The sequence below is a fragment of the Nocardiopsis sp. EMB25 genome (genome assembly GCF_026797795.1).
Classification (GTDB): domain Bacteria; phylum Actinomycetota; class Actinomycetes; order Streptosporangiales; family Streptosporangiaceae; genus Nocardiopsis; species Nocardiopsis lucentensis.
Window position 1 is genome coordinate 403,089 of record NZ_JAMTDN010000001.1, and the last position, 24,167, is coordinate 427,255.

The window sequence follows — 24,167 nt, forward strand, 5'->3', positions numbered from 1 at the left end:
AGCGGGGGCGGCACCCCCGACCGGGATGTGCCGCCCCCCACTTCGCCCGTCCCGGGCAACGTCGCGTGCGTTCTAGAACGCGACCTCGCGGGCCTTGGTGAAGCGCTCCTGGACGTCGGCCCAGTTGACGACGTTCCAGAAGGCCTTGACGTAGTCCGCCTTCACGTTCTTGTACTGGAGGTAGAAGGCGTGCTCCCACATGTCCAGCATCAGCAGCGGGGTGGTGCTGTGCGGGATGTTGGCCTGCTGGTCGTACAGCTGCTCGATGATGAGGCGCTGGCCCAGGGGCTCCCAGGCCAGGATCGCCCAGCCCGAGCCCTGGATGCTGTTGGCGGCGGCGCCGAAGTGGGCGCGGAAGGCGTCGAAGGAGCCGAACTGGTCGTCGATCGCGGCGCCCAGTTCGCCCTCGGGCTTGTCGCCACCGTTCGGGGACAGGTTCTGCCAGAACACCGAGTGGTTGACGTGCCCGCCCAGGTGGAAGGCGAGGTTCTTCTCCAGCATGGGGATGGTGCCGAAGTTACCGGACTCCCGGGCCTCCGCCATCTGCTCCAGCGCGGTGTTCGCACCGGCCACGTAGGCGGCGTGGTGCTTGGAGTGGTGGAGCTCCATGATCTGGCCCGAGATCCACGGCTCCAGGGCCGTGTAGTCGTAGGACAGCTCGGGCAGCGAGTATGGCGCAGACATCTCTGACGCACCTTTCCAATGACGCGATTCGTCGTGTTCACCAGCGATGGGATCGCTAGGCAGCAAGCTATCAGCCAGGGCGCCGGGGACCCGATGTCGCACTGTTTACACACCGGGTCGGGAATAACCCGGACCTGGCCGGGGATCGGCGGCCCGTCGTCACCGACCGTGGGTGTCCGGTCGCCGGGAGACTCGTGGGGTGTGGCTGGTACCCGGGCGCGTGGCCGCCGTTGAAGCGTTACCCCGAAGACGGATGGTCGAATCATCACATCTTGGGGTGATTGCCGGTCGGCGCCTGTGGGCGGGCGGTCATCTCTCGTCCTGAGCCATGTCACCCGATCGCCGGAATCGTCATGACAGCGTTGGTCGTGCGTTCTCCCGCCATTCACCGTGACGGTATCGGTGAAGGAGATAATGTGACGCCGAACCACAGGTCCCGAACGCGCCTGATGTCCTGTTCGGTCGATCTCCCCCTATTTCTTTCCGAGGCCCTCCTCACCCATGTCTGTCTCCACTCCAGGGGTCGCCGTGGCGGCGACCCCGGCCACCCCCGCCACCACTGGGTCCACGGTCGGGACCGGCGGTGGATTTCGCCCCGAGATCGAGGGGCTGCGCGCCGTCGCCGTCGTGCTCGTGGCCGTCTACCACGTCTGGTTCGGCCGTGTCTCCGGCGGTGTGGACGTCTTCTTGCTGCTCACGGGTTTCCTCATCACCGGGTCCCTCGTCCGGGCCCTGGAACGCGACGGACGTATCGGCTTCGTCGCCTTCTGGTCGCGGTTGGCTCGCAGGCTCACCCCGGCCGCACTGACCGTGTTGGCCGCAACCCTCGTGGCCACGTTCCTCTGGCTGCCGAGCGCGCGCTGGGCGTCCGTCCTGGCCGAGGTGCGCGCCGCCGCTCTGTACCACGAGAACTGGGCGCTGGCCACGGCCTCCGTCGACTACCTCGCCCGTGACGCCGCCCCCAGCCCGATCCAGCACTTCTGGTCGCTGTCCATCCAGGGCCAGTTCTACGTGGTGTGGCCGGTCCTGCTCGCCCTGACCGCGCTGGTCGCGACCCGTGCCCGCCTGGCCCTGCGAACGGCGCTGCTGACCGTGACCGTGACCGTGTTCGCGGTCTCGCTCGCCTACTCGGTCTGGATCACCGGCACCAACCAGGCCTGGGCCTACTTCGACTCCGGGGCCCGCGCGTGGGAGCTCGCCCTGGGCGCCATCCTCGCCTTGGCCGTCACCAGGATCCGCCTGCCCTCCGCGGTGCGTGTGCCCATGGGCTGGGCAGGGCTGGCCGTCCTGATCGGCTGCGGTGCGCTACTGCCCGTGGCCACGCTCTTCCCGGGGTACGTGGCGCTGGTGCCCACCGGTGCCGCCGTCCTGGTCATCCTCGCCGGGACGACCGGCAGTCCGTTCGGCGCCGACCGCCTGCTCACCTGGCGGCCCCTCATGCGGTTGGGCTCCCTGTCCTACGCGTTCTACCTGTGGCACTGGCCGATCCTGATCTGCTACCTGCACCTCACCGATCGGATCCTGGCCACTCCCACCGGGGGAGCGCTCGTCCTGGCCCTGTCCCTGGCGCTGGCCTGGGCGACCTCCCGCGCCGTGGAGGACGGGGTCCAGTGGCTGACCCGGGCGCCGAGCCGCGCCACCCCCGTCTGGTCGCTCGGCGTGGCCGCGGCCTTCCTCGTCCCGGTCCTGGTCGCGTCCGCGGCGTGGTCCGGACAGCTCGCGCGGGACCAGCGCATCCGCGCGGAGCGGGCCGGAGAACCGGAGAGCTACCCGGGCGCGCTCGTCCTGGCCGACGAGGGGGCGGTGCGGCCCGTCGGTGAACTGCCGGTCCTGCCCGCACCCGCCGACGCCAAGACCGACCTGTCCAGCCACCACGACGCCGGTTGTCACGTGAACCTCGCCTCCACCGAGTTGGTGGTGTGTGACCGGGGGCCGGCCGACGCCGAGTACACCCTGGCGATGGTCGGCGCCTCGCGTACCGCCCACTGGTACCCGGCCGTGGCCGCGGTGGCGCGTGAACACGGATGGCGGCTGGTGTCCTTCACCAAGAGCGGCTGCCAGTTCAGCACCGACGTGCCCATGCGCGACGGGGACGTGTTCACCGAGTGCCAGGAGTGGGATGAGCTGGCGATGGAGGAAGTGGAGCGGCTGCGGCCCGACGCCGTGTTCACCTCCTCCACCCGGGCCACCCCCGCGGGGGAGAACGTGCCCGACGGCTTCGTCGAACGCTGGACGCGACTCGAGGAGCTGGGGATCGACGTGGTGGGCCTGCGCGACCTTCCGCGCCGTGACTACCGGGGCGCCGAGTGTGTCGAGAGCCGCCTCATCCAGGAGTGCACGTCACCGGCCACCTACAGCCAGGCGGTCACCGACCCCGCCCTCGACGCGGACCTGCCCGACAACGTCCGCCTGTTCGACCTCACCGCGTACGTGTGCCCGGAGGGCGCCTGCGACGCCATCGTCGGCAACGTGCTGGTCTTCTGGGACCACTCCCACATGACGGCCACCTACGCGCGCACCCTCGTCCCGATGATGGAGGAGGGGCTGTTGGAGACCACCGGAGGGTGACGGCGGGAGCCTTCGGAGAATTTCTGGTCTCCGGCGAGAGGGGATTCGGTGATGGTCGGGTGAACAATCGGAGAATTGCATCTACTTCGGGTTTTAATACACCTCAGAAGGGGGCTCACATTCCATCGAGCCGTTAGTGTCGCAACCGTCATCCGTTCTTTTCGCTTCTAGGCTGAGAGAACGTTCGGCGCCGGTCGTTTCGCGCGGCACAGAGCCTTCGCCGAACCCCCCACCATCCCCCAGACCGTGTCAGAAACCCGTGGAGGTCGACACCATGCGCCTGCTTCGCCGCCGCCCGCTCCTGATCCTCGCCGTCGCGGTGCCCGGCGTCGCGGCCCTGGCCGCCCCGGTCGTGCTGGGTGTGTTCGGCCTGGTCACCGTGGCCGACGTGGTCCTGGCCGTCGGAATGGTCCTGCTCGGAGCGTTGGTGTGCGCCCTGGGCGCCGGGTTGCTCCTCCTGCGCCGATCCGTGCGCGCGCTGCCCGCGGAGGTGGCGGCCCACACCCGCACGGTCACCGAGGTCCTGGGCCGGGACCGGTTGGCGACCACCCGCGCCTTGGACGCGGTCCGGGAACGGATCGACCGGATCCACGACCACTCGCTGCCCAAGGTCTCCCGGGAGATCCGCCACGCGGTCACCGTCCAGGGGCGCGACGACTACGAGCAGCAGGTCGCCTGGACCGAACTGCGGGAGAACCTCGACACCGCGGCGTTCATGCCGCCCCTGCGCGGGTGGGCGGCCTCTCCGGACGTCCTGCGCGTGCTGGTCCGCCAGATCAACCGCCTCCGCCCCGACCTGGTGGTGGAGTTCGGTAGCGGTGCCTCCAGCGTCTGGCTCGGCTACGCGTTGCGCCGGGCGGGAGGCGGTCGACTCGTCGCCATCGAACACGACGCCCGGTACGCCGAGCTCAGCCGGGAACTGGTCGCCGCGCACGGGCTCGACGATCTGATCGAGATCCGCCACGCGCCGCTCACGGAGGTTGAGACGCAGGAGGTCGTGGTCGGGGGCGAAACCGTCCGGACCGCCGACCGCTGGTACGACGCCTCGGTCCTGGCCGACCTGGAGGGCATCGGCCTGGTGTTCGTCGACGGGCCGCCCCAGGCGACCGGCCGCCATGCCCGCTACCCGGCCGTGCCCACCGTGCTGCCGCGCTGCACCGAGGACGCGGTCATCGTGTTGGACGACGCCGACCGCCCCGACGAACGGGCCATCGGCGACCGCTGGCTCGCCGAACACCCTCGACTCCAGCGCACCGAGGAGCACACGGAGAAGGGCGCGCACGTGTTCAGCCGCAAGGGCGGGTGAGCCCGACTCCGTCCGCGCACCGTCGCACCCCCCGCCCCTTCCGCACCACCGCCCACCGATCCCGAGGTCAGCCGATGATCACCACCGCTCTCCGGAACGCCCTGCGGACGCGCGGCCGCGAACCCGCCGTGCTGTGCCACACGGGTGCCCACGAGACCACGCGCGCCTCCCTCGTCCGTCTGCCGATGCGGGACACGGACCTCCTCGTGGACCTGGACACGCACCCGATGGGCGAGCAGATCGGCGAGGGGGACCCGGAGCAGGAGGTCGGGCTGGTCGCGGTCGTCGCGGCCACCCCCACCGACCTGAACCGGGCGCTCACGGTGAGCACGCACCTGCCGCGCACCGTGCACGTGGTGGTCGCACTGGCGGCCACACCCGGTCACCAGGACCCGCCGATCCCGGCCTCTCCCGGTATGGGTCAGTGGCGGGATCTCCAGGAGGTGCGCGTCCGGCGGCTCGACCGCGGCGGGTGGCTGTGTGAGCTGTTCTTTCCGAACGCGGTCGACACCGCCCAGGTGCTGGACGCGGTCATGCAGGGCACCCGCGGCCGTCGGCGCGGCCCCGCCGTCGCACCCCTGGCCGTCCTCAACGGAGCCGAGGCGGCCCTGTGGCGCCCCGGTGACACGGGGGTCGCCGGTGTGACGGCGGCCGGGCCGGTGCCGCTGCGCAGGGTCACCCCCGTCGGTGACCTCGCGCTGCGTGTGGCCACCGGGCACGGCCCGGAGTGGGAGGACGACCGGGTTCCCGTGGTGGACCGCGCGGACACCGGCGCCGACTCCTGGGCGGCGATCACCTCTCCCGGTGGCCACGCGCGGGCACGCGCGGTCAACGCGGCCACCACCGCCTCCGAGGCGGACCGCGTCCACGCCGTCGCGCCCGTCGACGAATCCACCGTGAACCCGGTCGGGTTCACCCAGGACGCGACCGGCCCGCTGGGTGAACTGGTCTCCGCCGGTGGACACGCCGTCGTGCGCGGGGGCGGAAAGGACCTGGCCGTGATCCCCCCGGACGGGACGGTCACCGACGTCGACCTGTCGCGGCTGCGTCGGTTGCGCGGCGTGCGCGTGGACTGGTCCGGGCACAGCGGACCGACAGCGGCGGTTCGGGCGGTGGCCTCCCTCGCCGCCGGTGGTGTTCCGCTGGTCAGTGGGCCGCCGCCCTCCTGGGCCGGTGGGCTGGGTCGGTCCGTGGCCGATCTCCTCACCAGTGTCGAGGAGGCGGACCTGTCCGACCGGCTGCTGCGCGAGGAGCACAGCATCCGGCTGCGTCGTGCCGCCCTGCGCACTCACGGCCATCGTGCCCGGTGGCGTGCGCTGGCCGGGCGGGCGGGTATCCCGTTGCCCCCGGAGCCGACCGTGTCGGTGGTGCTGTGCACACGGCGGCCGGAGATGGTCGGGTTCGCGCTCGCCCAGATCGCCCGCCAGCGTGGTGTGGATCTGGAGGTCGTGCTGACACTGCACGGTTTCTCCGAGTCGCTTCCCGAGGTCGCCTCCGCCGTGGCCGGGTTCCGCGCCACCGGCGTCCCGCTCGTCGTGCACGAGGCCGACGCCGACCAGATCTTCGGAACCGTGCTCAACGACGCGGTCGCCCGGACTTCCGGCGACCTGATCTCCAAGTGGGACGACGACGACTGGTACGGCCCCGACCACCTCGCCGACCTCGTTCTGGCCCGCACCTACTCGGGCGCGGAGCTGGTCGGAGTCGGACAGGACTTCGTCTACCTCCAGGAGGTCGACGTGACCGTCTGGCGCAGCCGCAGGTCCGAGGCGAACACCCGGTTCATCGCCGGGGGCACGATCCTCACCGACCGGGCGGTCCTGGAGGAGACCGGGGGCTTCCGACCGCTGCCGCGCGCCATCGACACCCAGCTCCTCATCGCCGTCATCCGCGGCGGTGGACGCCTCTACCGTGCCCACGGACTCGGGTACGTCCTCCGCCGCACCGGTGGCGGGCACACCTGGTCCGAGGACATGGCCTTCTTCCTGCACAACTACACCCAACAGTGGTTCGGCTGGCGCCCGAGCGCCCTCCTGGAGGGTGAACCGTCTCCGCTCGGCCGGCCCACCACCGAGCACACGGGGGGACTCCGTTGACCACGCTGGACACCGGCCGGGGGCCGGACTCCGCCGCACCTCAGCCGGGTGGCGGCCTTCCCCAAGGAGACTTGGGGGGCATCGCCCGACCACGCCTGAGGCGTAATGATTATTCTCCGTTGCGGCCTGCGGTGTTGGGTGAGTGGACGCCGACGCTGTCGGTCAGTGTGGTGATTCCCGCCTTCGGGCACGCGGACAAGTTGGCGTTGGTGTTGGCGTCTTTGGCGGGGCAGAGTTATCCGGCGCATCTGATGGAGGTGGTGGTGGTTGACGATGGCACGCCGGAGCCGCTCGTCCTGCCTGAGGTGTGTCCGCAGAACACGCGTCTGATCAGGTCGGCGCCGGGCGGGTGGGGTTCGGCGCATGCGGTCAACACTGGTGTGGCGGCTTCCTGCGGTCAGGTGATCCTGCGGTTGGACGCGGACATGCTGGTCTACCGCGAGCATGTGGAGTCGCAGTTGCGTTGGCATCATCTGTTGGATTACGGGGTGGCGATGGGGCACAAGCTCTTCGTCGACTTCGACCCGGATGCGATGACCCCCGAACACGTGCTCCGCGAGGTGAGCGAGGGGCGAGCCGACACCCTGTTCGACCGCGAGAGCGCGGATCCGCACTGGGTGGAGCGCATCATCGACGGCAGCGACGTGTTGCGCACCGCCGCCCAGTCCTACCGGGTCTTCACCGGCGCGACGGGTTCGCTGCACCGGAGTCTGTGGGACGCCGCCGGGGGGATGGACGCGGACATGGTGCTGGGCGGTGACACCGAGGTCGCCTACCGCGTCGCCCAGCAAGGGGCGGTGTTCATTCCGGACCTGGACACGAGTAGCTGGCATCTGGGCCGTTCCCAGATGCAGACCCGACGCGACGCGGGAATGCGGTACCGGTCTCCCTACGTGGCCAACCGGGTGCCGGACTTCCGCCTGCGTCGCAAACGTCCGGACCGCCTGTGGGAGGTGCCCTTCGTCGACGTGCTCGTGGACGTGGAGGGGCAGACCCTGGAGGACGTCGACACCACGGTCTCCGCCCTGTTGGACGGCACCACCTCCGATATCCGGGTGTGGTTGCGCGGCCCCTGGGGCGGGTTGACCGACGACCGCCGCTCGCCGTTGGACGAGGAGTGTCTGGACCTGCGCCTGATCCGGGAGACCTTCCGGGGCGATCCCCGCGTCCACTTCGTCGAGGACGATCCCGACACCGATCCCCGTGTCACCTACCGTTCGCGGGTCCCCGTGGGGCCCAGGCCCACGCCGACGGCCCTGGCGGAACTGGTCGAGACCGCGAACAAGCGGCGTGTGGGCCTGCTGTGCGCGCCCATGCCCGGTGCGACGCGGGCGGAGGACGGCGTCTTGAGGTTGGAGCGCGTCGCCGCCTTCGCGCGGGCCCGCCATCTGTCCCCCGAGGCGACCGGGAAGGACCTGGACCGGGTCGTGGAGGAGGTTCACGGTACACACTGGATGCCTGGCGAGGAGTTCGTCGTCGCCGAGGGGGACGCGCAGCCGGTCTCGCCCGCCAAGCTCCGCAAGGACCTGGACCGCGCCCTGGCCGAGGCCGACCGGTTGCGCGCACGGGCCAAGCGGGCCGAGCGCAAGTTGCGCTGGTTCACCCCGGGGCTGACGGGGCGGGTCCTGCGCAAGCTCGCCCGCTGACGCCTCACCCGTCGCCGTCGTCCCTTGACCGTCTCGCGGTCCACCCGGCCGCCTCCGCTCTCCGCGGAGGCGGCCGGTCCCGTACGGGGCGACCTTTTCGGGTGAGATCCGCTCAGGGGGCGACACACACGAGCAACAATGACATAGAGTGACGATCTTGTTACCTTGGGTTTCGTGGTTGACACGCGTCCGGCGGGCCTCCGCCGTGCTATCCGCCGAACACCCGAGGTCGCCCGATGATCCGCTCCCTGATCCGACAGGCTCTACGCGTCCGCGGCGACGAACCCGCGGTTCTGTGTCGTATCGGCCGAGACAACCGGACTCTGGACGAACTGCGTCGATTCCGACTTCGCCCCACCGACCGCGTCGTCGACCTGGACGAGCATCCGATGGGTGAGTCACTCGGTCCGCACACCACGGCCGGGCGCGATCGCGCTGACGCCGCCCGGGCACGCGGCGGTGGCCACTCCCCGGCGGACACCGAGGATGTGGGACTGGTGGCCGTGGTCGCCGCGAGCTACACCGACCTGCGCCGAGCCGTGACCGCCGCGGTCCACCTTCCCCGCGCCGCGCACGTCGTCGTGGCCGTGACCGACACCCCCGCCCCCCACCGGCCCCCGGTGCCGCACGCGCCGGGGCTCACCGACTGGCACGGACTCCATGAGCTCCAGGTCGTCCGGGTCGGGCGCACGGGCTGGGCCTGTTCCCTCTTCTCCCCCGCCGGGCTCGACGTCGCCACGGTGCTGGCCAGTGCCTTCGATGGGACCGGCGGTCGGCGGTGGGCCGTTCCACCGCGTCCCGTCGTCGCTCTGCACGGACCGGGCGCCGCATCGTGGCGCCCCGGTGACACCTGGGTGACGGGCGTCGCGGCGACCGGCCCCGTTCCTCTGACGCCGGTGACGCCGCGCGCCGACCTCGCCTTGCGGCTGGGTACGCGGGAAAGTTCTGAGGAGTGGTCGGACCCGATCGTCCCCGCCGTGGACCGCCCGGTGTCCGGGACCGGGGTCGCGGCGCGGGGCCGCAACGGCGCGCGCCCGCTCACCGTGCGCGGCCCCGACCCGGTGGCGCTGGTGCCCCCCGTCGACGAGCTGACCGTCAACCCCATCGGCTTCACCCCGGACGCGAGCGGCCCCCTGGGCGAACTGACCCGGGTCGACGGCCGCACCGTCGTCACGGAGGGACGGACGGGCCCCGTGGCCGTCCCCCCGGACGGGACGGTCACCGACGTCGACCTGTCCCGGTTGCGGTACCTGCGCGGCGTGCGCGTGGACTGGGCCGAGCTCGTCGAGCGAGACGCGGCCGTCCGGGCGGTGGCCTCCTTGGCGGCGGGTGGCGTTCCACTGCTCAGCGGCCCCGTTCCAGCGTGGGCCGTCGGACTGGGGGAGCCCCTGCTCGGCCTTCTCACCGACGCCGGGGAGGCGGATCTGTCCGATCGGTCGCGCCGGGAGGAGCACAGCGTCCGGCTGCGCCGCGTCGCTCTGCGCACCCACGGTGTCCGTGCCCGGTGGCGCGGGCTCGCCGCGGCCGAGGGGATCCCCGTCCGCCCCGACCCCCGGGTGTCGGTGGTGCTGTGCACACGGCGGCCGGAGATGGTCGGGTTCGCGCTCGCCCAGATCGCCCGGCAACGCGGGGTGGACGCCGAGGTCGTGCTCGCGCTGCACGGGTTTCCCGCAGACCTGCCCGAGGTAGCCCCCGCCGTCGCCGACTTCCGTGCGGTGGGCCTGCCACTGACCGTGTACGAGGCGGAGGACGCCCGGGTCTTCGGCGCGGTCTTCGACGACGCGGTACGCCGCGCGTCCGGTGACCTGGTCGCCAAGTGGGACGACGATGACTGGTACGGCCCCGAGCATCTGGCCGACCTCCTCCTCGCACGGGAGTACGCCAGGGCGGACGTCGTCGCGGTCGGGCCGGAGTTCGTCTACCTCCAGGAGGTCGACACGACGCTGCGCCGGGCTCGGACGACCGAGACCGTCACCCGCTCGGTCGCGGGGAGCGCCCTCCTGGCCGACCGGGCGGTGCTGGACGACGCGGGCGGGTTCCGGCCCCTGCCGCGCGCGGTCGACACACAGATGCTCGTGGCCTTCGAGCACGCCGGCGCCCGCGTCTACCGCACGCACGGGCTGGGGTTCGTCATTCGAAGGACCGCTGACGGTCACACCTGGTCCCAGGACCTGACGTACTTCCTGGACAAGCAGACCGACCAGTGGTCCGGCTGGCGGCCGAGCGCGCTGCTGGAGGGGGAACCCGAGCCGTTGGGGCTGCGTGACGGGGTTGTGGAGCAGGTGGGAGGACGGCGGTGACCACGTCGGACGGAACACGTTCGGGACACCCGGTTCCGGGCCGGGGCCAGACGGGCCGAGCGCGAGTCGCGCTGGTTCACCCCGGGTCCGGACGGCGGATGCTGCGCTGACCCCGGGTGCGGCGCCGCCCCGGCGAACGGGGCGTGTCCGTCGTCGGGGCGGCGTGCTGGCGGCGGAGGGCTCAGGGCACCCAGAGGCCCAGCGAGTCGGCCACGAGCGCGGGCCGTTCCCCGCCCTCGATCTCCACCGTGTGGGTCATGGTGACGAGCACACCCTTGGCGTTCTCCTGGACGTCGGACAGGACGACGCCGTCCCGGATCCGTGAGCCCACGGTGACGGGCTGGAGGAAACGCACCCGGTTCAGCCCGTAGTTGATGGACATGCTGGGCTTCTCCGTCACCGAGATGACGCGCGGAGCGAAGTAGGCGAGCATCGACAGGGACAGGTACCCGTGGGCGATGGTCGCACCGAACGGGCCCGCCGCGGCGCGCTCCCGGTCGACGTGGATCCACTGGTGATCGCCGGTCGCATCGGCGAACAGGTCGATGCGGTCCTGGTCGATCGTGATCCACTCGGTGTGGCCCAGGTGCTCGCCCTTGGCGGCGGCCACCTCGTTGATGTCGGCGAATACGCGCACGACGCCTCCTGGGTCGGGTCCGGAGTCGGGGGCCGGACGGTGAACCCACCATACCTAACACCGTTCGGTTATGGGGTGGCGGCGTCCGACCGATCGGAGTCCTCGGGTCGGGCGGGGCGTGGCGTACGCGACCCCATCCGGCCGTCGACCGGGAGGTCGCGCACTCCATCGACATCCACCAGGACCGCTCGGGCCGTGCGTGCGGCCACCAGTGACCGGTCCACACCGTGTCCCAGGCCGCTCTCCGTCAGCGGTACCGGCAGTACGCCATCGTGTGCCCGCACCGGGGGAACCACCAGGTCACGTCCACGGGTTCCGGCCGGAGGGGCCTCCACCGGCAGCGTGGCCCCGGCCAGTGACGCCAACGCGACGGTGGCCGACCGGCCCACCCCCGTCACCGCCGACGATCCGCACCAGACCCGCCAGCCGGCGTCCACGGCCCGGTCCACCGCACGGCGGGCCGAGGTCAGGCCCCCCAACCGCGACGGGTCCACGTTCACCGCGCCACCGGCCTCCATCCGGATCGCCTCACCCAGGTCCGCCACCGAGTCCAGTGAGCGGTGCAGCGCCACCGGGGTCCGCGCCGTCGCCGCGAAACGGGCATGGGCGCGCAGGTCGTCGGGGGCGAAGGGGTCCTCGATCGCCAGCAGGTCCAGTTCGTCCAGTACACGCAGGGCGTCGATGTCGGCCGGGTCCTCGGTGTAGCGTCCGCCCGCGTCCACCTGGAGGACCAGGAACGGGAAGGCGGCCCGCACCGCGTGCACCACGTCGGCGTCCCACCCGGGGCCGACGGACAGTCTGATCCGGCGGAATCCCGCTCCCACCTGCCGGTTCACCTCGGTGACCAGCGACTCCACGGTCGCCTGCCGCGGCAGCGTCACGCCCGCGGTCAACGCCGTGCGCTCACCGCCCAGGGCGTACGCCAGCGGGGTCCCCCGCTGGTGGCTCCACAGGTCCCAGCACGCGGTGTCCAGCGCGCCGACCACCGCCGGGTCCCACGGCAGGTCGGCCCAGGCGTCGGCGACCTCGGTCGGGCGCCGCCAGTCGTGGGCGAGCAGCGCCGGCGCGAAGGCCGAGGCCAGGCCCTCCCACTGAGCGGGGGTCGCGGACGGGACCTCACCCCAACCGCTGACGCCGTCGCCGTCGGCCACGCGCACCAGCACCGGCCCACTGGCGCCACGCCCTCCGGACGGCGCGCGCAGCCGGACCAGTTCGATTTCGACGATCCTGGTCACGGTCGCCGATCCGGTGTGTGCCACGCTTTCCCACCTCGGTGTCTGGCCTCCCGCCGGTCCTGCTCTGCCATGGCCGGAAACGGGCTGTCGATTCGACGGTACCCGCGGCCGACCGCCCCGACCACCCCGAGCGGTGCGGCGAAGACCACCTGGGAGACCTGGTCGGATCCGAGGCGGGAGACGAGGGAGGGGAGAAGGGACCCGTGGAGCACGCGAAGGGGCCGACCGCTCCGACGTCGTCGGTCGCGATCGGCCCCCGGGCCCGGATCAACCCCGTGGCGGCACCGGGATCAGCCCTGGGCGAGGACCTCGTCCAGCTCACGGTGCTTGAGTCCGTGCGCCTCGGCCACCGGCGCGTACACGACCTCGCCGTCGAAGGTGTTCAGGCCACCGGCGAGCGCGGCGTCGTCACGCAGCGCCTGGCGCCAACCCTTGTCCGCCAGCGCCACCGTGTAGCGCAGGGTGTCCTTGGTGAGCGCGTGCGTGGAGGTGTTCGGCACCGCGCCCGGCATGTTGGCCACGCAGTAGAACACGGTGTCGTGCACGGTGAAGGTCGGGTCGGCGTGCGTGGTGGGACGTGAGTCCTCGAAGCAGCCGCCCTGGTCGATCGCGATGTCGACCAGGACCGCGCCCGGACGCATACGCGAGACCAGCTCGTTGGAGATGAGCTTGGGGGCCTTGGCGCCCGGCACCAGCACGGCGCCGATGACCATGTCCGACTCCAGGACCGACTGCTCCAGCTCGAAGGCGTTGGACACGACGGTCTTGACCTGGCCCCGGTACAGCTCGTCGACGTGCCGCAGCTTGTTGACGTTCAGGTCCAGGACGGTCACGTCCGCGCCCATGCCCACGGCGATCTGGGTCGCGTTCAGACCGGACACCCCCGCGCCGATGACGGTGACGCGCGCCGGGCGCACGCCCGGGACACCGCCCATGAGCACACCGCGGCCGCCGTTGGGGCGCTGGAGCGTCACGGAGCCGACCTGCGGAGCCAGGCGGCCCGCGACCTCGGACATCGGGGCGAGCAGCGGCAGCGACCCGTCGGACAGCTGCACGGTCTCGTAGGCGATGCCGGTGACCTTGCGGTCCAGGAGGGCGTCGGTGCACTCGCGGGACGCGGCCAGGTGCAGGTACGTGAAGAGGGTCTGGCCCTCGCGCATGCGGTGGTACTCGGCCGGAATCGGCTCCTTGACCTTGAGGATCAGGTCGCCGTAGCCCCACACCTCGTCGGCGGTGTCCAGGATGGTGGCACCCGAGGCCTGGTACTCCTCGTTGGTGATGGAGGAGCCCACACCGGCGTCGCGCTCCACGGCCACCTCGTGACCGCGGCGGACCAGCTCGTGGACTCCTGCGGGGGTGATGGCCACTCGGTACTCGTGGTTCTTGATCTCACGGGGCACGCCGATGCGCACGGTTCCTCCAACTGGTATCTCCGTTGATATCCCCACTGTGACCTGGGGAGGTGCCTCTCCGCTATCGGCAACATGCATGTCTGTCGGCGACCTTGTTGACATCGTGTAAGGCGAGAGTGTGGGGTGGGACACGGGGGTGCGCGTGGGAAGGCACGTTCAGGCGGTCGAAGCGGCCCCGGCGGTGACCCTGTGCCCCCCGACCCACACCGGCCCCACCGACCCCGTCAGCTCCCGGCCCGCGTACGGTCCGGGGTCGGTCACGGGAACGGGCACGCGCCGGGTGCTGTCGAAACCGACCAGGTCGGCGTCGAAACCGACCGCGATCCGACCCTTCCCCTCCAGACCCAGCAGGTCGGCCGGGGCACGTGCCGTCCAGTGGGCCAGCTTGGCCAACCCCTGTCCCCGCCTGACCGCGGCCGTCCACAGCGCCGACAGACTCCACTCCAACGTGTACAGGCCATGAGCCGGAAGGTGACCCGAACCCACGGTGGTGATCTGCGAACCGCCTCCGGCCAACAGCGCGCTCCACAGCGCCTTGCGGTTGGCGTCCGACCGCAGCGGCGGGCGGCATACGTGCGCGATCGACTCCGCCCCCGGAGTCTCCGCCGACAGGCACAGGTAGTGCGGACAGGTCTGCGCGGTCAAGCCGACACCGATCGAGTCCGCCGCCGCCAGGAGAGCGGCGCACTCGGCCGCCGTGAAGGGGGTCACGTGCGTGCGCGCCCCGGCCACCCGCGCCGCCGCGATGACCCGCTCCATCCCCCGCCGTTCCGCTCGGGGCGGGCGCTGCTCCGCCGACACCGGGGGCGTCCCCAGCTCCTCGGCGTCCTCGGTGTGCACGAACAGCACCGCGTCCAGGGTCGCGAGCTCCGCCATCGCCTTGCGCAGTTGGGCGTCGTTCAGGGCGGCCAGGTCTGGTGCGCCGCCGTCCGACAGCGAACAGTGGAAGGCCACCACCCCGGCGGCGTGCAGGTCGGCGAGGTCGAGCGGACCACTGCCCAGGGTCACCCCGCCCAGGAAGTAGACGCGGACGCCGGCCCCCGCGGCCGCGCGCTGATGCACCTGGAGGGAGTCCGCGCAGGTCACCGGCGGGCGCGCCGGAGCGGGCGCGGCGACCACACTGGTCACCCCGCCGCGCAGGGCGGCCGCACCCACCGACCGGTAGCACCGGGCCAGGTCGCGGTCCGGCTCGTGGACCCCGGTGCCCAGGTCGACCGCCCCCGGCAACAGGGCCACCGCTCCCAGGTCGGTGACCTCGCGGGCGGGCATCGGCGCGGCGTAGTCGTCCACGGCCTCGATCCGGCCGTCTCGGACACCGACGCTGCACGGGCCGACCCCCTCGGGTGTGACCACGTACCTGGAACGGACCACACTGTCGAACTCGGTCATGCTGGTCCCTTCGGGCGCTCGCGGCGAGGGGGTGTGCTGTGGGTCGCGTGCACGACGCGCTGTTGCGCTGAGAACACCGAGCGTATCGTGGCAGGGCTCGCCGGTAGGGGAGAACGCGGATTCCCGGCTGGCCGAGGACCCGTCCCCGTAGATCCGCATGAACGGAGAAGGACCTCACGCCACCCCGGGGCGACGTCGGGTAGTCAACGGTTTAACCTGGAGCGCGGTGTTCCCCGTGCGGGCCCCGCAAGGCCGACCTCGGACAGCCGTGCGGCGGCCGCCACGGCCCAGGGCGCTGACCAGTCCATCCACCAGACCTCGACGACGGAGTGGCGCGTGGCTCCTCCCGCACAGCAGACGACATCGCCCAAGGAGGCCTCGGACGCCCCCGGGACTTCGTTCATGGCGCTCCTCGCCGTTCCCGCGGTGGCCCTGTGCGCTATCGCGTTGTGCCTCACGCTCGTCCTGGGCGGGGCCGCCTACCCCGAGCTCATCCCGGGGCTGCCGGACGCGGGCCAGGGCGTGCGCTGGGGACTGCCGGTGGCCAAGCTGTTCCTGGACGCCTCCGGTGTCCTGACCATCGGCCTGCTGCTCCTCGCGACGGTCCTGCTGCCCTCCGACCAGGGGCGGCTGTCCGAGCAGGCCCGGTTCTACGTGCAGGGCGCCACCTGGGCCGCACTGGCGTGGGCCGTCGCCGCCGTGTTCACCATGTACTTCCAGGCCTCGGAGTTCCTGGCGCGCTCCTTCGGCCAGGTCAGCGTCGACGAGGTCACCGCCTACGCGGGGTCGGTCTCCGGCGGCGTCGCCCTGATGTTCGTCATCCTCATCACCACGGGCATCGCGTTGTTCGGCCGCACGGTCACCTCGGCCACGGGCGGTATCTGGCTGTTCGTGGCCTCCCTGGTGGCGGCCACCCCCCCGGGCCTGACCGGGCACTCCGCCTCCTCCGGTGCGCACGAACTGGCCGTCACGGCGCTGGCCATGCACATCATCGCGATCTCCGCGTGGGTGGGCGGTCTGGCCGCCGTCACCTACCACGCGATGCGCAAGGACGGTCAGGACCCGGTGGTGGCCGTGTCCCGGTTCAGCCGCCTGGCGCTGTGGTTGTTCATCGGTGTGGCGATCAGCGGTCTCGGCAGCGCGCTGGCCCGGCTCGGCTCGTTCGGCGACCTCTTCCTGACCGAGTACGGCCTCATCATGGTCGTCAAGTTCGCCCTGTTCGGCGTCCTGGGCCTGTTCGGCTACCTGCACCGCCGGTACGCGCTCCGAAAGATCGACGAGGCGCCCGACGGGCCCGCGGGGGCCTCCTTCCAACGGCGGATGTTCCTGCTGGTGGCGGGCGTCGAGGTGCTCATCATGGCGGCCGTCATCGGTATCTCCGTCGGCCTGGGGCGGACCGCGCCCCCGCCGCCCCTGGAGAGCGAGGTCGACCCGGCCGCGGCGATCCTCGGCTTCCCCGTGCCGCCGCCCATGGACGTGTGGAACGTGCTCACGCTGTGGCGCCCCGACCTGTTCTTCATCATGCTGGTCGTCATCGCGGGCGGTCTGTACGCGGCCGCCGTGGTCCGACTGCTGCGCCGCGGCGACAGGTGGCCGATCGGCCGCGCGGTCTTCTTCGCGCTGGGACTGCTCACCATCGTCGCCACGCAGCTGAGCGGTTTCGCCACCTACGCGATGGTGCTGTTCTCCTCGCACATGATCCAGCACATGATGCTGGCCATGCTCGCCCCGATCCTCCTGGTCCTGGGCGCGCCGGTCACCCTGGCGCTGCGTGCGCTCAAACCGGCCCGGCGGAGGGGCGACCGGGGGCCGCGTGAGTGGCTGACGCTGTTCCTCAACAGTCGGTTCTCCAAGGTGGTGACGCATCCGGCGTTCGCCGCCCCGATGTTCGTGCTCAGCCCGTACGCGCTCTACTTCACCCCGCTGTTCGGCGCGCTGATGCTCGATCACCTCGGCCACTTGTTCATGAGCGTCCACTTCCTGCTCAGCGGTTTCCTCTTCTACTGGATCATCGCGGGTGTGGACCCGGCGCCCCGGAAGGTGCCCTACCTCCTACGGTTCCTGCTGTTGCTGCTGGTGATGGGTTTCCACGCCTTCTTCGGCATCGCGATCATGGAGCAGGCCCAGCCCGTCGCGCCGGAGTTCTACGGCGAGATCGACGTCCCGTGGTTGGAGAGCCGGGCCGATGACCAGTACATGGGCGGCGGCGTGGCCTGGGCGCTCGGCGAGATCCCGACATTGCTGGTGACGATCGCCATGGTCAGACAGTGGTTCCAGGACGACGAGAAGCAGGAGCGGCGGCGGCAGCGGCACAGTGCGCGCGGCGACTCCGACGACGCCGACATGGACGCCTACAACGCCTACCTCGCCGAGCTCGACCGACGTTCGCGAGGTGCGGCGGCCCAGACGGAGGGCGCGCCCGCCGACCACGCGGGCAGCGAGTCGAGCGACCGGAACGCCTGAGCACACATTCCTCGGGGGTTCCGGGAACCGGGGACGCCGACCCCTTCGCCGTCCGGTGGGAACACGAATGGGGGCGCGCCCGTACGGGCACGCCCCCAGCACCGATGCGGGAACGGTCAGACGGTCAGCGCCGCCACCCCCGCTCCCAGCAGGCCCAGCGCGACGCAGATCACCAGTGCCACCGCGACGACCGGCAGTGACGGCCGCAGAGCGGCGAGGGAACCGGCGCCGCTCGCCGCCGCCTGACGCCGTGCGGCCAGGGGTAGCAGGGCGATGTTCACGGCGCACACCACCGCGGCCACGCAGGCGGCCGTGGCGAACGCCGCCCAGAACCCGGCGCCGCCGGAGAGCGCGCTGGCGGCGGCGAAGGTCGGCAGCAGCACCAGAAGAACGACCGAGACGACACCGAAACCGGTGCGTACCTTGGGCGAGGTCGCGTTTCCGCTCCCTGCGACCACGAGGAGAAGACCGATGAGGGCTGCCGTGATGACGGCGCCCCCGATTCCGAATACGGCGATGTTGACCAGCGAATTCACGCTGGTCATTCTCGCACCGGAACACCGGTGGGCCGACCCGGGGTGGGGAGGCGGGCCTCAGCGGTGTTCTTCGAGGCCTCCGCTTCGCCCTCGCCCGCACCTCCGCCTTGAAGGACCCCGGCGGTGCCCGCACGGCAACCCCCAGGGACGCCCGTTCCAGGAAACGAACCCTAGGTGTGCTCCACGCGAGAGCCGGACGCGCCCTTGATCACCCGCAGCCGGGTGCCGACCCGTTGCCTCAGGTCGGCGACGTGACTGACCACACCCACCGCCCGGCCACCGTCGCGCAGCCGGTCGAGCACGTCCAGGACCTCCTCCAGGGTGTCCTCGTCCAACGTCCCAAAGCCCTCGTCCACGAACAGCGTGTCGATGTCGGTGCCGCCCGCCTCCGCGCTCGCCACGTCCCCGAGCCCCAGCGCGAGCGCCAGCGAGCTGAAGAAGGTCTCACCCCCGGACAGCGTTGCGGGGTCGCGCTCCACCCCCGTCCAGGCGTCCACCACCCGCATCCCCAGGCCGCCGGCCGAACGCGCCCGGCCGTCGCCCGCCGCCTTGTCCACGGTGTACCGGAGTTCGTACCGGCCGTCCGACATCGTCCGTAGCCGGTCGTTGGCGGCAGCCACCACCTGTTCCAGCCGCGAGGCCAGGACGTAGGCGGACAGGCGCACGTTGTCGGCGTTGTCGGCCGAGGTCCCGGCGGCCAGGGCGCGCATGCCCTCGGCGACGGCGTAGCGGCGCAGCACCGGCTCACACCCCTCCAGCGCCCGGTCGAGCTCCCCGCGTAGGACGACGAGCCGTCGGGCCCTCTCCTCCAGCGTGCTCCGCCAGGCCACCGCGTGGTCCGCGGCGGCCGCGGCGTGGTCGGCGGCGTCGGCCAGCGACTCCAGGTCGGGTACGGGCGCGGTACCGGCGGCGACCAGGTCGGGATCGGCCAGCGCGGCCTCCACCGCCGCCCGGTCGTCGTCGAAGGCACGAGCGCGATCGCGCAGCTCCCGGCGTCGACGATCGTCGAGCGCGGCCTCCCAGACGTCGGCCTCAGCGGCGAAACCGGCCTCGGCGCGCTGCCGCTCGGCCTCGGCCACGGCCATGCGCAGCTCCTCGGCGGCCCGGTCGCGGTCATGGACCGCGTCAGCGGCGGCGCGGAGCAGATCCGCTTCCTCCGCCAGCCGGGAGATCCGCTGGCCGATCCCGGGGTCGTCGCCCCGCGCCCCGTCCAGCAGCTCCGTCAGCCGGGTGTGCTCGGCCGCGGCGTTGGCACGGTCGGTCTCGAGCCGGGCCTCCGACCGGGTCAGCTCGCCCTCCTCGGCGCGGGCCCGGTCGAGGTCGGCGGTGAGCTGCTCCAGCGTCTCCTCCAACCGCCGCGTCTCCACGGCCGCGGTACGCGCCTCCTCCAAGGCGCGGGTGCGGGAGGCCACCTCCTCCCGGGCGGAGGCGGGTGTGAGCCCTTCGGCGCGGTCCAAGGCGGCGGCCCGGCGCTCCCGTAGCGCCGCGGCGTGGGCGCGGGCCTGCGACCGGCGGGCGTCGGCGGCCCCCGCGGCCGTCTGGGCGGCCTCCTCCTGTTCGGCCGAGACCAGGCCCTCCTCGGCGGGCCGCGCGGGCGCCGGGTGGTCGAGCGACCCGCAGACCGCGCACGGATCCCCCTCGGTGAGCTTGCCCGCCAGTTCGGCGGCCATGTGGGTGATCCGCCGTTCACGCAGACGAAGGGCGTGGTCCTGCGCGTCCTGTGCGGCGTCGACGGCGGCACGGTGGCCGTCCTCGGCCTCGATGAGCTCCCGGCCCAGGAACTCGTACTGACCGGCGGCCTCCAGGCGCCGCTGCGCCGCCTCCAGCGCAGCTTGGGCCGCCTCGACCAGACCTGCCTGGTCACGAACCTGGCGCAGCTCGCCGGTCGCCTTCTCGATCTGGGGCGGCAGCGACGTGATCCGCTCCCGGACACGCTCGATCTCGGCTCGGACCCCGCCCAGGCGCCGGGTGAACCCGGCGACCTGGGCCCCCAGGGAGTCGCGACGTTCGGCGTCGCCCCGCAGCAGCTCCAGGCGGGCGAGTTCGTCGCGGCGTTCGCGTTCGGCGCCCGACAGGACCGCCGGCGCGCGCTCGGCCGTGTCCCCGGGGGCAGCCATGTCCCCGACACCGGGCAGGGCCCTGACCAGGGATGAGCGCTCGGCGACGGTGAGTTCGGCCTTGTCGAGCTCGGTGCGGCGGTGGTCGCGGGCACGCAGGAAGGGCAGCACCGTCCCGGCGCGCTCCGCGGCGGCCAACCGGACATCGATCCCCGACCGCTCCTCGGCGCCCCGGGAGAGCTCGTCCCGGCGCCGCCTGGCGAGGGTGAGCCGGTCCTGCCGCGCCCTGGTCTGGCGGCCCGCGGTCAGCGCGGTCTGGGCGGCGTCGCGCGACTCCGTGGCCTCCGCGGCCACGAGGGCGGCGTCCCGGGAGGTCGCGGCCGTGACGGCCGCGAGCTCGGCGGCCCACGCCGACAGCTCCTCCGGTAGGTCGGGCGGGTCTGAGCGGCCCGCCTCACTGATCCGTCCGGCCACCGAGCGCACGTGCTCGTTGGCCGACTCCACCTCCAACCGCAGGCGGTTGGCGTGCCCCTTGAACCACTCCTCCACGTCCCGGAAGACACGGGTGTTGAAGATGCGCTCCAGGGACTCGCGGCGTTCCTCCGCCCGGGCGCGCAGGAAGCGCGCGAAGTCACCCTGGGGCAGCATGGCGACTTGACAGAACTGGTCGAGGGTCAGGCCCAGGAGGTCGCCGACGAACTGCCCGGCCTCGTCCGGGCGGGTGGTCACGCCCTCCCAGCGGCCGTTGACGCGCTCGGTCACCACGACCTTGGCGTTCTCGGTCCGGGTACCCGAGCCGCGCTTCTTGGGGCGTTCCCAGCGGGGACGGCGTTCGATCCGAACGCGTCTGCCGCGGATGGTGCACTCCAAGGTGACCTCGGGGACGCGGTCGAGCGGCGCGTGGTCGCTCTTGGGCGACCGGTCGTCGCGTCGGGCCCCCGGAACCCTGCCGTACAGGGCGAAGCAGACCGCGTCCAGCACGGAGGTCTTGCCCGCTCCGGTGGGGCCGTGGATGAGGAAGAGGCCGCCCGCGCTGAGGTGGTCGAAGTCGACGAGCTCGGTGTCGGCGAAGGGGCCGAACGCCCGGACGGTGAGTGTGTGCAGTCGCATCAGCGCGTGCCCTCCTGGATCCGGACCTGCTCGATCGCCGCGTGCACGAGCGCGGTCTCCTCGGCGGTGACGGGTGTGCCGCGGGCCCACTCGACGAAGTCGGCGACGACCTCGCGCTCGCCGCGGTCGGCGATGGAGGCCGCGACCGGGCGGTTCTCGGGCGCGGCGCCCTCGGGGGCGAACTCCAGCAGCAGGGTGTGCGGGAAGCGCTCGCGCAGCCGGTCCATGGGGTGGGCGGGACGACGCGCGTCGGTGAGGGTGACCTGGAGCCAGTGCCCGGTGTAGGAGCTCCATTCGGGCCTGGTCAGCAGGTCCTCGATACGTCCCCGGATCCGGGCGAGGGGGCGGGGGACGGGGGAGGCGACGAACTCGGCTCCGGCCAGGCCGTCGGCGTTCAGGTCCACCAGCCAGCAGCCCTTGACGTGCCGTTCCTCGGAGAAGGAGTAGGCGAGGGGGCTGCCGGAGTAGCGCACGGACGGGGTGATGGTCTGGCGGCCGTGCAGGTGGCCGAGGGCGACGTAGTCGACGCCGTCGTAGACCGACGCGGGGACGTGGGCGGCGCCGCCCACGGCGATGTCGCGCTCGCTGTCGGAGGGTTCTCCTCCGGTGACGAAGGCGTGCGAGAGGACGACGGACCGGGTGCCCGGCCGCTCCGCGAGGTCGGCGCGGACCAGGTCCATGGCGTGCCCGATCGCCGCGGGGTGGCCGCGTTCGGGCAGGTCCCAGTGGTGTCGGGCGATCTCCGGCTCCAGGTAGGGGATGCCGTAGAAGGCGACGGGGCCGTGGTCGTCGTCGATCAGGACGGGAGTGCCGACGCCGTCCAGGGAGCTGCGCAGGTGGACGCCGGAGGCGTCGATGAGGTCCGTGGCGAAGGACATCCGGGCCATGGAGTCGTGGTTGCCGCTGATGAGGACCGCGCGGGCCCCGGTGGCGCGGATCCGGCTCAGCGCCCGGTCGAACAGACGCACGGCGTCCACCGGGGGTAGCGCGCGGTCGTAGAGGTCACCGGCGACCACGACGACGTCGACGCGGTGGGTCTCGATGGTGTCGACGAGGTGGTCGAGGAAGACCGCCTGGGCGTCGATGAGGTTCTCCCGGTGGAAGGAACGGCCCAGGTGCCAGTCCGATGTGTGCAGCAGGCGCATGGCACTGGACGATACCGAAGGTCGCGGTGCGCCGCCGGGAGTCCGGTCGACCTGTGGACGACCCGTCAGGTCAGCGCCGTCCCGTGCTTCCTGGCGAGGGTGAGTCCGTCACCGATGGGCAGCAGGACCTGTGTGACGCGGTCGTCGGCCACGAGGCGGTCGTTGAAGTCGCGGATCCCCTGGACGGCCTCGTCGGTGTTGGAGGGGTCGACGACGCGGCCGTGGGAGAGCGTGTTGTCGGCGAGGAGGAGGCCGCCGGGGCGCATACGCGGGACGAGTTCCTCCCAGTAGCCGATGTAGCCGGTCTTGTCCGCGTCGAGGAAGGCCAGGTCGAACCTCGGCTCCTCGGGAAGGGCGCGCAGGGTCTCCAGCGCCGGGCCGAGCGTGAGGGTGATCCGGTCGGCGACCCCGGCCCGTTCCCAGTAGCGGCGGGCGACGGACGTCCATTCCTCACTGATGTCACAGGCCAGGAGGGTTCCGTCGGCCGGGAGCGCACGGGCCAGGCACAGGGAGGAGTAGCCGGTGAAGGTCCCGACCTCCACGATGTCGCGGGCGCCGGACGCCTGGGCGAGGAGGGTCATGAACGCGCCCTGCTCGGGGCCGATCTGCATGCCCCTGACGTCGGGGAAGCGGCGTTCGGTCTCCTCGACCAGGTCGGCGAGCACGTCGTCGACCGGAGCGCTGTGGGCGACGAGGTAGGAGTGCAGTTCCGGGGTGATGGTCTCCGTGGTTCGAGTCACGGGGCCACCCTAGCCCCTTCCCTCCGCGCGCCTGCGGGCGCCGGACCCGACCGTGGGCACGTGGGCACGGTCGGGGCGCGGGACCGGGTCAGTAGGCGGGGAGCAGTTCGGGCCAGTCGAAGAGGTAGATGGAGTAGATGATCACGCCGACGGTCAGCAGCGGCATGACGACCTTCTGCTCCACGGGGCCGTTGGTGACGAACCCCTGGTTCTGGCCGATGCGCTTCTTGGTGAACGGCCAGAAGAGCGGCACGCCCATTTTGGTGATCATGTCGCCGAAGAAGTGCAACACGCATCCGAAGGCCACCGCCAACCCCAGCCACGTGTAGTTCACGCCCGACGCGAACAGCGCGAGGGTGATGGCCGCCGTGCCCAGGGCGTTGATGACCCCGGACGCGGCCCGGTTCTTGTCCAGACCGAAACCCAGTCCCTGGAGGGCGATGCCGACCAGCAGGAACACGAACACCTGCACGGCCAGCTCCGACCACAGGGCCAGTATCTGCACCAGGACGCCCATGAGGGCCGCGAAGAGGAACGAGTGCGTCCCCATCCGGTGGCCCCCGAACGCCCACGCGAGGATCCCGCTCATGGACTCGGTGACCTTTCCGTAGGTCTTGGTCACCGTGGCACTCTTGTGGTCCAGGTCGGGCAGCAGGGCCGCCCCGGCGCACACGAGAGAGCCGGCGATGATCTCGCCCGGGCCCATGTCGAAACTGAGTCCGAGGAATTCCCTGCCCTGGACGAGCGGAACGACCGCCATCCAACCGACCACGCCGCTCATGGCGTGTGAGTGCCCCATCATGGCGGGAACCGTAGCGGAGTAGCGCATTCACCGCGAATCGG

General features: G+C 71.9%; 16 protein-coding genes. 6 read left to right on the forward strand and 10 right to left on the reverse strand.

From position 1 onward, the window contains the following. Nucleotides 1-72: 72 nt before the first annotated feature. The gene (locus KIK06_RS01710; RefSeq protein WP_017598778.1) at nucleotides 73-684 is read right to left on the reverse strand and encodes a superoxide dismutase; all 612 of its coding nucleotides are present in this window, start codon (nucleotides 682-684) and stop codon (nucleotides 73-75) included. Between the two features lie 501 nt (nucleotides 685-1,185). Between KIK06_RS01710 and KIK06_RS01715 the strand changes: the two genes are divergently transcribed. From KIK06_RS01715 to KIK06_RS01735, 5 genes are all read left to right on the forward strand, one after another. After that, nucleotides 1,186-3,252 carry an acyltransferase family protein gene (locus KIK06_RS01715; protein WP_268641636.1) on the forward strand — a complete coding sequence of 689 codons (2,067 nt, stop codon included), beginning with the start codon at nucleotides 1,186-1,188 and terminating at the stop codon, nucleotides 3,250-3,252. A gap of 274 nt (nucleotides 3,253-3,526) precedes the next feature. Further along, on the forward strand, nucleotides 3,527-4,558 hold the full coding sequence (locus KIK06_RS01720; RefSeq protein WP_268641638.1) for an O-methyltransferase: 1,032 nt from the start codon (nucleotides 3,527-3,529) through the stop codon (nucleotides 4,556-4,558). Between the two features lie 74 nt (nucleotides 4,559-4,632). After that, nucleotides 4,633-6,654 carry a glycosyltransferase gene (locus KIK06_RS01725; protein ID WP_268641639.1) on the forward strand — a complete coding sequence of 674 codons (2,022 nt, stop codon included), beginning with the start codon at nucleotides 4,633-4,635 and terminating at the stop codon, nucleotides 6,652-6,654. Beyond that, nucleotides 6,651-8,300 carry a glycosyltransferase gene (locus tag KIK06_RS01730; protein ID WP_026127628.1) on the forward strand — a complete coding sequence of 550 codons (1,650 nt, stop codon included), beginning with the start codon at nucleotides 6,651-6,653 and terminating at the stop codon, nucleotides 8,298-8,300. The genes KIK06_RS01725 and KIK06_RS01730 overlap by 4 nt, the downstream gene beginning before the upstream one ends. Nucleotides 8,301-8,536: 236 nt before the next feature. Then, complete coding sequence (locus KIK06_RS01735) at nucleotides 8,537-10,600, forward strand: glycosyltransferase (RefSeq protein WP_268641640.1); 2,064 nt, start codon at nucleotides 8,537-8,539, stop codon at nucleotides 10,598-10,600. Between the two features lie 181 nt (nucleotides 10,601-10,781). Here KIK06_RS01735 and KIK06_RS01740 read toward each other — a convergent pair whose 3' ends face one another. The 4 genes from KIK06_RS01740 to KIK06_RS01755 all read right to left on the reverse strand — a co-directional run bounded on the left by KIK06_RS01740 (nucleotide 10,782) and on the right by KIK06_RS01755 (nucleotide 15,273). Then, a complete protein-coding gene (locus tag KIK06_RS01740; protein WP_017598772.1) occupies nucleotides 10,782-11,237 on the reverse strand; it encodes a MaoC family dehydratase in 456 nt (151 codons plus the stop codon). 68 nt (nucleotides 11,238-11,305) lie between these two features. After that, a complete protein-coding gene (locus KIK06_RS01745) occupies nucleotides 11,306-12,496 on the reverse strand; it encodes an enolase C-terminal domain-like protein (RefSeq protein ID WP_017598771.1) in 1,191 nt (396 codons plus the stop codon). 266 nt (nucleotides 12,497-12,762) lie between these two features. After that, nucleotides 12,763-13,884: an alanine dehydrogenase gene (gene ald / locus KIK06_RS01750; protein ID WP_017598770.1), complete on the reverse strand. Its 1,122-nt coding sequence runs from the start codon at nucleotides 13,882-13,884 to the stop codon at nucleotides 12,763-12,765. Nucleotides 13,885-14,040: 156 nt separating this feature from the next. Continuing rightward, nucleotides 14,041-15,273 carry a dihydroorotase gene (locus KIK06_RS01755; protein WP_268641642.1) on the reverse strand — a complete coding sequence of 411 codons (1,233 nt, stop codon included), beginning with the start codon at nucleotides 15,271-15,273 and terminating at the stop codon, nucleotides 14,041-14,043. A 336-nt stretch (nucleotides 15,274-15,609) separates the two neighbouring features. Here KIK06_RS01755 and KIK06_RS01760 point away from each other — a divergent pair, with 336 nt between their 5' ends. Further along, nucleotides 15,610-17,736 carry a cytochrome c oxidase assembly protein gene (locus KIK06_RS01760; RefSeq protein ID WP_268641643.1) on the forward strand — a complete coding sequence of 709 codons (2,127 nt, stop codon included), beginning with the start codon at nucleotides 15,610-15,612 and terminating at the stop codon, nucleotides 17,734-17,736. Between the two features lie 116 nt (nucleotides 17,737-17,852). On the opposite strand, the gene KIK06_RS01765 is transcribed toward KIK06_RS01760, so the two are convergent. The 5 genes from KIK06_RS01765 to KIK06_RS01785 form a co-directional block, all read right to left on the reverse strand. Beyond that, nucleotides 17,853-18,281: a hypothetical protein gene (locus KIK06_RS01765; protein WP_017598767.1), complete on the reverse strand. Its 429-nt coding sequence runs from the start codon at nucleotides 18,279-18,281 to the stop codon at nucleotides 17,853-17,855. 161 nt (nucleotides 18,282-18,442) lie between these two features. Next, nucleotides 18,443-21,439 carry an AAA family ATPase gene (locus KIK06_RS01770; RefSeq protein ID WP_268641644.1) on the reverse strand — a complete coding sequence of 999 codons (2,997 nt, stop codon included), beginning with the start codon at nucleotides 21,437-21,439 and terminating at the stop codon, nucleotides 18,443-18,445. After that, complete coding sequence (locus KIK06_RS01775; RefSeq protein WP_268641645.1) at nucleotides 21,439-22,584, reverse strand: exonuclease SbcCD subunit D; 1,146 nt, start codon at nucleotides 22,582-22,584, stop codon at nucleotides 21,439-21,441. The genes KIK06_RS01770 and KIK06_RS01775 overlap by 1 nt, the downstream gene beginning before the upstream one ends. Nucleotides 22,585-22,649: 65 nt before the next feature. After that, on the reverse strand, nucleotides 22,650-23,324 hold the full coding sequence (locus KIK06_RS01780; RefSeq protein WP_268641646.1) for an O-methyltransferase: 675 nt from the start codon (nucleotides 23,322-23,324) through the stop codon (nucleotides 22,650-22,652). An 88-nt stretch (nucleotides 23,325-23,412) separates the two neighbouring features. Beyond that, entirely contained in the window at nucleotides 23,413-24,126 is a 714-nt protein-coding gene (locus tag KIK06_RS01785) for a metal-dependent hydrolase (protein WP_268641648.1), read from the reverse strand. Nucleotides 24,127-24,167 lie beyond the last annotated feature (41 nt).